The organism is Neobacillus sp. FW104-15D2 (assembly GCF_058790155.1).
On sequence record NZ_JBYTCJ010000007.1, the window covers coordinates 79,872 to 92,820 of the forward strand.

Here is a 12,949-nt window from a genome sequence, read left to right on the forward strand (position 1 = left end):
AGGAGACAAGATGGCTGAATATCAACTGAAAACTCCGCTGTCAGATGAGGATATCCAAAAGCTCCAAATTGGTGACCAGGTTCTTTTAACAGGCACCATTTATATGGCAAGGGATGCGGCACATAAAAGAATGGTAGAGCTTCTTGAAGCGAACCAGCCGCTGCCGGTGAATTTAAGAGGGGAAATCATTTTTTATGCCGGGCCATGTCCTCCAAAGCCTGGCCAAGTGATTGGGCCGGTTGCACCAACTACGGCCTTTCGTATGGATCCGTATGCTCCAGCCATGTATGAATATGGAGTAAAGGGCACGATTGGAAAAGGACCAAGAAGAGATATTGTAAAGCAGGCCTGCAAGGAATTTGGTGCCATTTCTTTTGCAGCAATCGGCGGGCTTTCCACGATTTTAAGCAGAAGAGTGAAGTCCCAGGAAGTAGTTGCTTACGATGACCTTGGACCAGAAGCAATTCGAAAGCTTGAGGTAGAGGATTTTCCGTTACTGGTCGCCTATGACGCACATGGACAGGATTTGTATGAACAGGAAATAGCAAAATATGAAAATTACAATTTGAATAAGGGAGTTGGCATATAATATGAAGAAACTCGAAATAGCAGTAATACCTGGGGATGGAATTGGTAAAGAAGTAGTTCCAGTGGCTACAAAGGTTCTTGATACTGTAGCTGAAATTCATGGCGGATTAAAGTTTGAATACACAGAGTTTCCTTGGAGCTGTGACTATTATCTGGAGCATGGAAAAATGATGCCGGAAAACGGGATCGATACTTTGAAAAATTTCAATGCAATTTTTCTAGGGGCAATTGGCAATCCTGAAATTCTTCCTGATCACGTTTCACTATGGGGACTTTTAATTAAGATCCGCCGCGAATTTGAACAGTCGATCAACATCCGTCCGGCTAAATTTTTTAAAGGTTTGAAATCTCCACTTGTGAATCCTAAAGATTTTGATTTGATCGTTGTGAGGGAAAATAGTGAAGGTGAATATAGTGAAGTAGGCGGAAGGATTCATCGTGGTGAAGATGAGGTTGCGATTCAAAATGCAATTTTCACGCGAAAGGGAACAGAGAGGGCAATGCGTTACGCGTTCGATTTGGCTAAGCAAAGAAGAGGCCATGTCACCTCTGCGACAAAGTCCAATGGTATTGTCCATTCCATGCCATTCTGGGATGAGGTATTTAATGAAGTGAAGGCAGACTATTCGGATGTCCAGACAGCTTCCTATCATATTGATGCGCTCGCCGCCTTCTTCGTAACTAGACCGCAAATCTTTGATGTTATTGTAGCGAGTAACCTCTTCGGTGATATTTTAACAGATATCGGCGGAGCGATCATGGGAAGCATCGGGATTGCCCCTGCAGCTAATATTAACCTGAATGGAAAGTATCCTTCGATGTTCGAACCGGTTCACGGCTCCGCACCAGATATTTACGGTAAAGGAATCGCCAACCCAATCGGGCAGATTTGGACAGCCAAAATGATGCTTGATCACTTTGGCGAGATTGAATTAGGCCAGAAGCTTCTTGACGTAGTAGAAGACGTAACAAACAATGGATTCAAGACAGGCGATATCGGCGGATCTTCATCTACTATTGAAGTAGGGGACGCAATCTGCAGCCGCCTGAAAGAGGTATGTGTATCGTAAAAAAGAAATAAGGAGGCCCAATCCGAAAGGCGGATTGGGCTTTTTACTATGTTTGTGGTTGATTAAAAGGGTTTTTTTTGTAAAAAAAGTTCTATTCTACAAAAAGTAAGCTCTATTCTACAAAAAATAAGTCCTAATCTACACAAATTGGGGCTGGTTCTACACCAATTAGTCTGCTATCAACATAGAGAGTTTTGTTCTACAAAAAGCAAGTCCTAATCTAAAAAAATTGGAGCAGGTTCAACACCAATTAGTCTGCTATCAACATAGAGAGTTTTGTTCTACAAAAAGTAAGCCCTATTCTACAAAAATTGGAGTAGGTTCTACAACAATTAGTCTTCTATCAACATAAAGAGTTTTGTTCTACAAAAAAGAAGCTCTATTCTACAAAAAATAAGTCCTAATCAACACAAATTGGAGCTGGTTCTACAACAATTAGTCTTCTATCAACATAGAGAGTTTTGTTCTACAAATAAAAGGAAACTCTATTCTACAAAAAATAAGTCCTAATCAACACAAATTGAAGCTGGTTCTACAACAATTAGTCTTCTATCAACATAGAGAGTTTTGTTCTACAAAAAAGAAGCTCTATTCTACAAAAAGTAAGTCCTAATCTACACAATTGGAGCAGGCCGCAGGTTCTACAAAAAATTGAGAACTGATTCTACACAAGTAAAACCGCGTTCTACATTACCAACTTTTTTCTGCACACACCGCTGCCTTATCTACACAACACCAGCAATGCATTACACGATCTACTCGACTCTTATTATATCTACATAAAAGCCCCCTGTTCTAAATAGAACAGGGGGCTTACAAATTTAATTATTTGTTTTTGCTTTCAGCATCTTTGATGATGTCTTCGCCGATTTTTGTAGCCCAGTCTTTGTAAACTGGCTCTAAAGTCTTTTTGAATTCAGCAATTTGGTCATCGGATAGCACATTGATTTTTGTTTGGCCACGATCTTTAAGCTTTTTCAAGGATTCTTCGTTTAATTTCATCGCAGAATCACGGGCAACCTTTGTTCCTTCGTCAACACCCTTTTGAACGATCTCTTTCGTTTTATCATTCAGGCCATCCCAGAACTTTGTATTTGTTAATAATGCGTAGTCAACACGTGTATGACCCATTACTGTGGTATACTTTTGAACTTCGTCAAATTTCTTTGATTCGATATTACTGTAAGTGTTTTCCTCACCATCTACAGTACCTTGCTGTAAAGCTGTGTAAAGCTCACCGAAAGGAATGGAAACAGATCCTGCTTCTAATTTCTTGTAAATTGATTCTAGAAGCTGTCCGCCTTGAGTACGGATCTTTAAGCCTTTTAGATCTTCAGGTTTCTTAATTGGTCTTTTGTTATTTGTCATTTGTTTAGCGCCATTTGGCCACATTGCAAGACCGTGAACGCCGTCTTTTTCAAGTCGCTTAAAGATTTCCTGGCCTTTTTCGCCATCCCAGAATGCTGTTGCTGCAGCATCGTCTTTAAATAGGAAAGGCATAGCTGGAATATTGAAGCCTGGGTCGTTACCTACAAGCTTGGACATATCAGGAATAATGAATTGAACGTTATTGGCAACTAGGTTTTGGTATTCGTCTGGGTCACCGAATAATTGGCTGTTTGGATAAACCTGGACTTTAATTTTACCGCCAGATTCCTTCTCAATGTATTCTTTCATTGCCAGTGCACCCTGATGCTTAGGTGTGTTTTCCGCTACGACGTGAGAAATCTTAATTGTCATTTCCTGAATTCCATCGCCAGATTTCTTTGTATCTGATTTTGCCGTTGTATTCGCATCTTTTGAGCCTCCGCAGGCTGCAAGGCTAAATACTAACAGAAGTGTCATTGCAATTACTAATAGCTTTTGAATCTTTTTCATTTGATATCCCCCTTTGTAATAGATAGCTATTTACATATTCATAGATTTCAGTGTGGTCTGCATTTTGAGTAAGAGTATGGCTTGCTTCATTAAATCTTTCAAAAATAAGCTGTGGCAGTTTAGTAGAAGCTTCAGCATCTGAAAATAAGCGGGAGGCCATTTCCAGATCTTTTCTTAAAAGCTCCAGGCTAAAACCAGAATCATAGCTTTCCGTTAAGATAAAGGACGGAAACTTATATTCTGTTGATCCGCTTCTTCCTGTACTTTGATTAAATACATTTATAGCTGTATCGGGATCCACGTCAAAGCTTTGCAGTAATTGAACGGCTTCACAGCTGGCCAAAAGGTGCGTGGCGGAAAGGTAATTATTAATTGCTTTTATTAGGTGCCCGCTTCCAATTGGACCAACATGAAAGATGTTACTTCCTAAGGAATCTAGCAAACGCTTACATTCAGTGAATAAATCAGCGCTGCCTCCAGCCATAATCGTAAGTGTAGCAGAAATGGCTTTCTTCACTCCGCCGCTTACAGGTGCATCCATAAATTGTATATTGGATCCACTGAGTTTCTTAAAGTTCTTCCTTGTTTCAGCAGGATAGGAGCTGCTCATATCAATGATGATTAAAGGTTCGCGTTCTTTTGAGTGGTAGTGCACCATAACTTCTTCGAGTACTTGATTGACGATTTTGGAAGAGGGAAGCATTAATATGATGCTGTCAACTTTATTAAGCCATTCAAGCATATTTCCTGTTTTGCCGCCAATGCTAACGAACTCACTGATAGCGGTTTCATTTACATCTGTACCAAAAACCTCAAAGCCGCTATTTAATAGGTTTTTCGCCATGGGCATTCCCATTTTTCCAAGTCCAATGAAACCTACAGTTTGAATCATGAAGGAAAAACTCCTTCAAGCTCTTTATGTAAAGAGCCGATCCGCGGGTGGGCTCGTCCGCTCGTTGTCAAAACAGCTGCAATGACGATTTCATCATTACGAGGTGCGTCAGGTATTCTTGTTTCAAACGTCATGTGATGGCTTCGAATTTTTGGATCCATTTTATGTTTGATCGCTAAATCAAGACTGCTGCCAGCACCGGCTCTTTTTTCAGCTGAAGGAAGAAGTGTCTCCGCATCTCCGCAAAGAGAGCGAAAAGGATTTCCAAAGGTTAGAGTATGAATGATAGCAGAGCCATGCTCGACTTCTCCATCCAGGCCAACAAGTGCTCCTTTACCATAACCCTCTACTTCTTCTCCTGTTACACCTAATGCTTCCAGCGCTTTTTTAGGTAAAAGTTCTCCAAGCTGTTCGGAACAAGCCTTAATTAATGGAAGAAGATCTTCAACATATTTGCCGGCATAAGGGTTTTTAATAACAGCTAGTGCAGCTGACACCCGGACTGGCTTATCTGCCTTTTTAAAACCCTCAATATAAGTTTCTTCCGTAATGGTGACGATTTTTCTGATTTCTAATTCCATTTTTTGCCTCCTGTATATTGGATTTTGGATACAAAATATAACTTCGATAGTCTAAACTTTAGGTGGTAATACCACTATATCAAAGAATAACAATATTGTGAATACACAAAAAATATAAAAAAGATAAAATTTTCTGTTTACTTTTCCATCCTACATCTTGTATATTTAGAATTAATTCCAAGTGTATATTGGATACAATCTGCAAATCACATAAAAAAAGGAGTTGATTTTTATGAAAAAACTCTTTAAATGGCTTGATCTCATCGAAGAAGGAACAGCAGGAGTGCTATTTATCGGAGGCGTTATCGTCAGTTTGTATGGGGTTTTTACAAGGTATGTTTTAAATGCACCAGAATCCTGGATTACCGAAATATTCGAGTTTTTATTAACTTGGTCTATCTTTATTGGATTTGGACTGGCACTAAAAGACAACAGGCATATTCAAGTGGAAATATTATTTGATATGCTTCCAAAGGGTGCAAAAAGAATTGTTGCTACTCTTGCTAATCTTATCGGTGGATTTTATGCTGTTTATCTTGCTTATTCATCCATTCAATTGATAACGCTTTCAAAGCAACAGGGGATAAAAACGATTGATGTGGGAATCCCAATTTGGATTTCCTATCTTGTTCTTCCGGTTGGAATGGGCTTACTAGGATTCTACTTTTTTGTAAAGGCTTACAGAGCGATGAAAGGAAGCCATCATGAACTCGTCGGTGAAATTGAGCATTTATATGAAACAATGCAAGAAGAGAATTCTAATGAGAAAGGGGTAGGCGCATGAATCCAGTCTTAGTCTTATTTATCCTTTTTGCGGTCCTTTGCTTAATTCGCGTTCCGATAGCTGTCAGCTTAGGATTGTCCAGCATTGTTGCACTATCTATGGCTGACTTTACTCTTTATACCGTTATACAGAAGATGTTTAACTCATTGAACTCGGCTACTTTGATGGCGATTCCCGGCTTTGTTTTTGCGGGTATTATTATGTCAAAAGGCGGCATTTCATTCTATTTAATTGAAGCCTTAAAGTCATGGGTAGGACATATACGTGGAGGACTTGCAGTTATTACTGTTTTAGCCTGTATGATTTTTGCGGCTATCTCCGGTTCAAGTCCGGCTACTGCTGCCGCTATCGGAAGTATTATGATTCCTGGTATGGTGAATGCCGGATACAGCAAAAGATACGCAATGGGGCTTGTTGCTGCATCTGGAACTCTGGGGATCTTAATTCCGCCTTCCATTCCATTAATCATTTATGGAACAGTTGCAGAAGAATCTGTAGGAAAGCTTTTCTCCGCAGGTATCATCCCTGGTTTCTTGCTTGGGGGAATTCTATTAATCTCGGCTGTTATCCATGCAAGGAGACATAATTACGGTAAATTGGAAAAGGAACCAATGAATATAAGATGGAAAAAGACTGCAAAGGCTACCTGGGGATTTTTGCTTCCAGTTCTAATTCTCGGAGGAATTTACAGTGGGATTGTTACTCCAACCGAGGCAGCATTTGTTTCCTGCTTCTACGGAATTATTGTTTCTGTCTTTATTTATAGAGAAATGTCATTCCCTAAATTTAGAGAGGTTTTAAAAGAATCTATTAATATCACATCAATGATCTTCCTGGTTATCGCTTCCGCCATGATTTTCGGAATGTTCCTGACAACTGAGCAGGTACCGCAGGAATTCGCTACATGGATTGAGGCTAGTACGTCAAATAAGTGGATATTTATGATTGGTGTTAACTTAATGTTCTTCGTTCTGGGAATGTTCCTTGATTCCGTGGCGATCATATTGATTACACTGCCAATCCTGCTTCCAGTCCTAGTGCTTTTCAATATTAACATAATTCATTTCGCAATCATCATGACGATCAATATGGAGCTTGCCATGATTTCTCCTCCGGTGGGACTGAATCTATTCGTGGTCAGTGGTATTACCAGAGAAAAAGTAGGAGAAGTGGTGAAAGGGGTTATACCATTCTTTGGACTAATGATTCTAGCTCTTGTGCTTGTAATTCTCTTCCCACAGTTATCTTTGTATTTAGCTAAATAACCAGTCGGTATTTTTATAAAAGCTGATACATACAGGATTTGCTGCCTCTATAAAAATAGGGGCAGATGCTGTGAATTTTTGTATCCAATATCCCAGAGGGAAAGGGGATTAATAGAATTGACTCGTTCTTATCTTTTTGTACCTGCAACATCTGCCAAAATGTTTGATAAGGCGTTAGCCAGTCATGCTGATAGTGTCATATTTGATTTAGAGGATGCGGTTGCGATTTCTGAAAAAACAGCTGCAAGGGAACGTGCCAGGACCTATCTCCAAAACACCGAATTTCATAAGGACGTTTTTATCAGAATAAATGATGTAACCACTAATTGGTGGCGTGAAGATCTACAGGCTGCGATACAAGGCGGTGCCACCGGTGTGGTTGTTCCAAAGGCAGAGAGTGCGGTCAGCATGAAAGTCCTTTGTGAAGCTGCGGTTTCTTTTTTAGAAAGAAATAATAGGGACCCGCATTTGTTTGCTGTTCTTCCCTTAATTGAAACAGCCAGGGGAATACAATTCGCATATGAAATTGCTACAGCCCATTATTTTATTAAAAGGCTTGTCTTTGGATCGATTGATTATTCTCTGGACATAGATTGTGAGCTTAGCAGTGATGGAACCGAGCTGCTTTATGCAAGGTCACAAATTGTGAATGCCTCAAGGGCTGCAGGAATTGGAAGCCCTGTGGACGCTGTTTATCCCGACCTTGCCAATGAAGCAGGATTATCAGATGAGGCGCAAAGGGCAAGGAAGCTGGGATATAAAGCAAAATTAGCAATTCATCCAAAACAGCTGGAGCCTATTCATACTGTTTTTACACCAAGTAAACAAGAAGTTGAAGCTGCTTTGGAAATCGTGAGTGCTTTTGAAACTGCCGAACAGCAGGGAATCGCTTCTATCTCAGTAGGGAACAAACTGGTGGATTACCCTGTTTATAAAAAAGCAAAAGGTTTAGTAGAGTTTGCTGGCTTGCAAGAAATATAAATTTTGGAGGAATAAAGATGGTAACGAAAACTCTAGCACAGCATATAACAAATACTTCATATGAACAGTTTAGTGAGAATGCGATTCATGAAGCAAAACGAAGCCTATTAAACTGGCTTGGCGTGGCAATTGGTGCGGCAAACCATGAATCAATGGAGATGGTTTTAAATGTGGCTAAAATGACCTCCAGCCAGCCGCAGGCTACCGTTTTAGGGAGAGATGAAAAAGTAGACATGCTTTTTGCAGCTTTGTTAAATGGTATGTCTTCGCATATCTATGATTTTGACGATACGCTGTTAGAAACAGTTTTACATCCTTCCGCACCGGTTTTTCCAGCCATTTTAGCTTATGCAGAGAAAGAGAAGAAAACTGGTAAGGAAGTATTGGAGGCTTTTATTATTGGCTGTGAGGTAGAAGCGAGACTGGCTTTAAGTGTGTATCCATCCCACTATTGGAGAGGCTGGCATATTACAGGCAGTGTCGGAGGAATAGGGGCAGCTGCTGCCATCAGTAAATTAATGGGATTAGATGTTGAAAAAACGATTTATGCTCTCGGGATTGCAGCAACGGATCCGACCGGTTTACGCGAAATGTTCGGAACCATGACAAAACCTTATCACCCAGGAAAAGCCGCCATGAATGGTCTTCTTGCAGCTCTTGTTGGCGGACAGGGATTCACCAGTTCAGTGAAGCCGTTGGAGGCCGAGAGGGGATTCCTTAAAGTAACCTCAGAAGAAAATAAATCGGAGCTTATCACCGAAAACTGGGGCGAAAAATGGGAGGTTGAGAAAAACAGCTATAAGCCGTTTGCGAGTGGTATCGTTACCCATCCAGCGATCGATGCGATTATTACGATTCAAAAGGAACATAAGCTTCAGGCGGAAGAAGTGGAATCCATTACAATTTCAGCTCATCCCCTTGTTAAAGAGCTTACGGGTAAAACTGAACTTTCCACTGGTCTTGAAGGGAAATTTAGCGTATACCACTGTGTCGCTGCGGGATTCTTTAATCTGAAGGCCGGAGTATATGAGTTCACAGATGAATACATTAACTGCCAGGAAGCTAAAGAGCTACGTAACAAAATTAATCTAGTAATCGACGAAAATATTAAAGAGGATCAGGTCAATGTCCAGGTAAAACTGGCAGATGGCAGGGAAATCACTCAATTTATTGAGCATGCAATTGGCAGTGCCGATACTCCTATGACCACTGAGCAATTAAAGGATAAATTTTATGATGTTACAGGGGATATTATCAGTACAAACGCGAAAAGTTCGCTGATTGACCTTGTTAACCGCTTTGAAGAGCAGGAGGATTTATCAGAGTTCTTCAGCCTTTGCAAACCGGCTCAGACCGCAAACCAATATTAAAAGGCTGCCGGGGAATCATGTCCCCGGTACGAGCATTTCGTATGAAAAGGAGAAGGTTATGGCTTCCTCAAATACGAGGGTGAATGTAATCCCAAAAACAAAGCCCCTGCCTAAACCAGAAATCAGCAGATTGATGACTTTATTTCTGGGTGTAGTTTTGACGGTAGGAATTTATTTGGTGCTTCCAGCAGACTATACACAATCAGCAAGGATCATGCTGGCTCTTTTGGCGTTAAGTGTTTTCTATTGGACGTTTGAACCAATCCCGATTGGTTTGACTGCTGTCATTTTACTGGTTCTTATGTTTGTATTCGGTGTAGCTGACACAGACATCGTATACAGTGGTTTTGCCTCACCGGCGGTATTTCTGATCATTGCCGGGATGATGCTGGCAAAAGGCGTAAATGATACAACGCTTACGAAAAGAATGGCATATATTTTCTTGTCTAAATGGGGAGGTACAGCCAAGGGGCTGCTTGCCTGTATCATGATCCTCCCGCAAATCCAGTCCCTTTTTATACCGGCTGCTGCAGTTCGGACAACCTTGATGCTGCCGGTGGCAACCATGTCACTTGATATTATAGGCGAGAAGGCTAAAGGGAATTTGGGAAAAATGATTCTCCTTGGAGTGGCTTTCGGTGGTACGATCAGCGGTACAGCTATCATGACAGCTGCGATAGGGAACATATTGACGGTTGAACTATTAAAAGAGTTTTTAGGTATTAAAATTACCTATATTCAGTGGTTCACCTATTCCTTTCCAATCTGGCTGATTATGATTCCCGTGGCTTGGTACTTGTTATTGAAATGCTTCCCACTATCGGAGGAAGAGAGAAATTTTCCTCATGTGAAAGAAGAACTTGAAAAGAAACTGGCTGAACTAGGTACCTTAAATAAAAATGAAAAAAAGTGTTTAATCATTTTAATGATCATTGTGGCATTATGGTTCACTGAACCCATACATGGTTTGAATTCGAGTATACCGGCGCTTATCGGAGTTGTTTTAATGGCTTTGCCGGGCATTGGCTTTACTAAGTGGGATAACTTGGTAAAGATCAATTTTGATACGGTCCTACTCATTGGGGCGACACTGTCACTTGGTTATGCTTTTAATAAATCAGGTGCCGCTAAGTTTGTGGGAGAAAGTTTAAGCACAGATTGGATTCTTGACTTGCTACGGTCACCCGTTGTAGCGGTTATAGCGATTTTAGTCATCACGCATATCCTTCACTTAGCAGTCGCCAACGTTTCTACGGCAGTTGTAACACTTGTTCCTATTTTCATAGGATTATCATCCAAAGCGGGTGCAGACCCCGTACTCATATGTATGACTGCCTCATTAGCCTGTTTACATGGATATATTCTTGTAGTTGAGTCAACTCCCAACATCATTGTCTATAGCTCGGGGCGAATACAGCAAAAGGAGTTTTTTATGCCCGGGCTTTGGTTAACGATCTTGATGAGTCTCGTCGTAGTATTGGTTGCTGTGACATGGTGGAATTGGCTGGGATTGCTATAAAAAGGAATATTAGTAAAAATACCAATAATTGTATCGACAAGTTACAATAGATTTTGTATTCTAAATGGTACAGTAGGCTAAGAAAGGTAGTTAAAATATGATTGAAAAAAATGGACTCCTTATTGAAAACAGAGATACCTTGCACTTAAAAGTATGCAACCGTATTCGCGAGGCAATTTTACGAGGGGATTTTAAACCGGGGGAAAGGCTTAAGCAATCGGAATTGGCTGATGCAATGGGTGTAAGCCGGATGCCAATACGCGAAGCTTTTAGAAAACTGGAATCCGAAGGACTTATCATACTCGAGCCTCATAAGGGAGCGGTTGTTAAACCGATTAATGTAAGCGATATTGAAGAAATTTATACACTCAGAGCCGAATTGGAAAAAATGGCCGTATATCAGAGTGTGGAACATTTGTCTGAAGATGATCATCGCCAGCTAACCACATTGGTTGAACATATGGAAGCGGCACAGGATGTTGATGAATTTATCGAATATAACATAGAATTTCATCGTTTATTAATGAAAAACTGCAAGTGGGAGCGCCTAAATTCTATTATCAGCAATTTATGGAATGGGCTTCCTCAGCAGACACCTCACATTTTAACCGGACAAAAAGAAACATCCAATGTTGAACACAGAAGCATTTTGAATGCAGTAGTGAACAAAGATAAGGAAACAGCCGCATATCTTGTTTCCAAGCATATTTCACGAACTGGAGAAAAATTAGTAAAAAGCTTAAAAGAAGAGGCGCAGAAATAATGCCCTCTTTTTTTAAAAATAATTTTGTATCCAATATCCAAAAAAAGGCGGTGCCAAAATGGGAAGAATGCTAGAGGATGCAAGTAAGGCACTTTTAAAACAAAATGGGGTTCCTGTGCCGAACCATTGGGTCATTTCCTCACCAAAAGAAATTACGGAGAAGCATTTACAGACTCCGTGTGTTTTAAAGGCACTCGTTCCTGTAGGGAAACGGGGAAAAGCTGGGGCAATTAAGTTTGCTGACACGGTAGAGGAAGCAAAGTCCCATGCAGAAGAACTTTTGAAGATGTCAGTACGAAACTACCCTGTTGAAAAACTTCTTTTAGAAGAAAAAATCGACATTGATGAAGAGTGGTATGTTTCGATTACGATTGACCGCCAGAAACAATTGCCGGTAATCATTGCAACGACTGAAGGCGGAGTAGAGGTGGAGGATCTCGTAAAAGATTCCCCCGAAAAGGTTGTCATTCAGCATATCGATCCTTTTCTTTCATTGCAGCCCTATCAGGCGAAAGAGATCTGGAGCAGTCTTGGTGTGACTGGCAAACCGCTGATCAAGGCAACTTCTGTATTATGCAGGCTGTATGAAGTTTTTACAAAATATGATTGCTATATTTTAGAGGTTAACCCGCTTGTCCTGACAAGAAATGAAGATGTGATGGCAGCTGCTTCAGTAATGGGAATTGATGATTCCTCCCTTTATCGCCAGCCGGAGCTTGCGGGCCAAGTGGAATCGGGCAGTGAACGCTCGTGGAGGCCATTAACAGAGTTGGAAAAAGAGATGGTAAAAGTTAATGACGCAGACTACCGCGGTACAGCGAGATATACGGAAATGGATGGAGGAAATATCGGATTTATGTGCGGCGGCGGAGGCGGAAGCCTGTTAAGCTTTGATGCGCTGGTTAATTTAGGGGCAGAGCCGGCTAATTATACGGAAACTGGAGGAAATCCTCCGGAAGAAAAAGTGTATGGGTTGACGAAAGGAATTTTATCGAAAACCGGAATAAAGGGCCTATTTGTATCGCAAAACATTACGAACAATACTCAAATTGATGTCATGGCGAAAGGGATTGTCAGGGCGATAAATGAGCTGAAGCTTGACCTAAATTCTTTTCCAATTGTCGTGAGGCAGGCTGGAGTCAATGACGAGGAAGGAAAGCGCATTTTTACCGAGGCGGGGATTACCTATTTCGGGGAAGACCGTACGATTGAAGAAGCAGCAGCCGAAATGGCCAAAAGAATGGAGGGGGTGAACTGA

General features: G+C 40.9%; 12 protein-coding genes. 9 read left to right on the forward strand and 3 right to left on the reverse strand.

The features are described 5' to 3' along the window. Positions 1 to 10: 10 nt before the first annotated feature. Together AC3WR0_RS07810 and AC3WR0_RS07815 are read left to right on the forward strand one after the other, a co-directional pair. Positions 11 to 589 (forward strand): FumA C-terminus/TtdB family hydratase beta subunit, encoded by a 579-nt coding sequence (locus AC3WR0_RS07810; protein ID WP_492551775.1) that lies wholly within the window; start codon positions 11 to 13, stop codon positions 587 to 589. A gap of 1 nt (position 590) precedes the next feature. Continuing rightward, positions 591 to 1,658, forward strand: coding sequence for a tartrate dehydrogenase (locus tag AC3WR0_RS07815; RefSeq protein WP_492551776.1), 1,068 nt, complete (start codon positions 591 to 593; stop codon positions 1,656 to 1,658). A gap of 825 nt (positions 1,659 to 2,483) precedes the next feature. On the opposite strand, the gene AC3WR0_RS07820 is transcribed toward AC3WR0_RS07815, so the two are convergent. From AC3WR0_RS07820 to AC3WR0_RS07830, 3 genes are read right to left on the reverse strand one after another with little or no spacing between them, the layout of a single operon-like run. Beyond that, positions 2,484 to 3,536: a DctP family TRAP transporter solute-binding subunit gene (locus AC3WR0_RS07820; RefSeq protein ID WP_492551777.1), complete on the reverse strand. Its 1,053-nt coding sequence runs from the start codon at positions 3,534 to 3,536 to the stop codon at positions 2,484 to 2,486. Next, a complete protein-coding gene (locus AC3WR0_RS07825; RefSeq protein ID WP_492551778.1) occupies positions 3,481 to 4,428 on the reverse strand; it encodes an NAD(P)-dependent oxidoreductase in 948 nt (315 codons plus the stop codon). Before AC3WR0_RS07825 ends, AC3WR0_RS07820 begins: the two co-directional genes overlap by 56 nt. After that, positions 4,425 to 5,009, reverse strand: a complete 585-nt coding sequence (locus AC3WR0_RS07830) for an amino acid synthesis family protein (protein WP_492551779.1) — start codon at positions 5,007 to 5,009, stop codon at positions 4,425 to 4,427. The genes AC3WR0_RS07825 and AC3WR0_RS07830 overlap by 4 nt, the downstream gene beginning before the upstream one ends. Positions 5,010 to 5,241: 232 nt before the next feature. Here AC3WR0_RS07830 and AC3WR0_RS07835 point away from each other — a divergent pair, with 232 nt between their 5' ends. From AC3WR0_RS07835 to AC3WR0_RS07865, 7 genes are all read left to right on the forward strand, one after another. Next, on the forward strand, positions 5,242 to 5,793 hold the full coding sequence (locus tag AC3WR0_RS07835; RefSeq protein WP_492551780.1) for a TRAP transporter small permease: 552 nt from the start codon (positions 5,242 to 5,244) through the stop codon (positions 5,791 to 5,793). Further along, on the forward strand, positions 5,790 to 7,058 hold the full coding sequence (locus AC3WR0_RS07840; protein ID WP_492551781.1) for a TRAP transporter large permease: 1,269 nt from the start codon (positions 5,790 to 5,792) through the stop codon (positions 7,056 to 7,058). The genes AC3WR0_RS07835 and AC3WR0_RS07840 overlap by 4 nt, the downstream gene beginning before the upstream one ends. 117 nt (positions 7,059 to 7,175) lie before the next feature. Further along, positions 7,176 to 8,039: an HpcH/HpaI aldolase/citrate lyase family protein gene (locus AC3WR0_RS07845; protein WP_492551782.1), complete on the forward strand. Its 864-nt coding sequence runs from the start codon at positions 7,176 to 7,178 to the stop codon at positions 8,037 to 8,039. A gap of 17 nt (positions 8,040 to 8,056) precedes the next feature. Next, positions 8,057 to 9,409, forward strand: coding sequence for an MmgE/PrpD family protein (locus tag AC3WR0_RS07850; protein WP_492551783.1), 1,353 nt, complete (start codon positions 8,057 to 8,059; stop codon positions 9,407 to 9,409). A gap of 58 nt (positions 9,410 to 9,467) precedes the next feature. After that, entirely contained in the window at positions 9,468 to 10,928 is a 1,461-nt protein-coding gene (locus tag AC3WR0_RS07855; RefSeq protein ID WP_492551784.1) for an SLC13 family permease, read from the forward strand. A gap of 97 nt (positions 10,929 to 11,025) precedes the next feature. Beyond that, positions 11,026 to 11,691, forward strand: a complete 666-nt coding sequence (locus tag AC3WR0_RS07860) for a GntR family transcriptional regulator (RefSeq protein ID WP_492551785.1) — start codon at positions 11,026 to 11,028, stop codon at positions 11,689 to 11,691. A gap of 58 nt (positions 11,692 to 11,749) precedes the next feature. Further along, a complete protein-coding gene (locus AC3WR0_RS07865) occupies positions 11,750 to 12,949 on the forward strand; it encodes an ATP-grasp domain-containing protein (protein ID WP_492551786.1) in 1,200 nt (399 codons plus the stop codon).

Coding starts and splice junctions, on each gene's coding strand:
- AC3WR0_RS07850 (WP_492551783.1), top strand. CDS start 8,057: ATGGTAACGAAAACTCTAGCACAGCATATAACAAATACTTCATATGAA.
- AC3WR0_RS07860 (WP_492551785.1), top strand. CDS start 11,026: ATGATTGAAAAAAATGGACTCCTTATTGAAAACAGAGATACCTTGCAC.
- AC3WR0_RS07825 (WP_492551778.1), bottom strand. CDS start 4,428: ATGATTCAAACTGTAGGTTTCATTGGACTTGGAAAAATGGGAATGCCC.
- AC3WR0_RS07820 (WP_492551777.1), bottom strand. CDS start 3,536: ATGAAAAAGATTCAAAAGCTATTAGTAATTGCAATGACACTTCTGTTA.
- AC3WR0_RS07815 (WP_492551776.1), top strand. CDS start 591: ATGAAGAAACTCGAAATAGCAGTAATACCTGGGGATGGAATTGGTAAA.
- AC3WR0_RS07810 (WP_492551775.1), top strand. CDS start 11: ATGGCTGAATATCAACTGAAAACTCCGCTGTCAGATGAGGATATCCAA.
- AC3WR0_RS07840 (WP_492551781.1), top strand. CDS start 5,790: ATGAATCCAGTCTTAGTCTTATTTATCCTTTTTGCGGTCCTTTGCTTA.
- AC3WR0_RS07835 (WP_492551780.1), top strand. CDS start 5,242: ATGAAAAAACTCTTTAAATGGCTTGATCTCATCGAAGAAGGAACAGCA.
- AC3WR0_RS07855 (WP_492551784.1), top strand. CDS start 9,468: ATGGCTTCCTCAAATACGAGGGTGAATGTAATCCCAAAAACAAAGCCC.
- AC3WR0_RS07865 (WP_492551786.1), top strand. CDS start 11,750: ATGGGAAGAATGCTAGAGGATGCAAGTAAGGCACTTTTAAAACAAAAT.
- AC3WR0_RS07830 (WP_492551779.1), bottom strand. CDS start 5,009: ATGGAATTAGAAATCAGAAAAATCGTCACCATTACGGAAGAAACTTAT.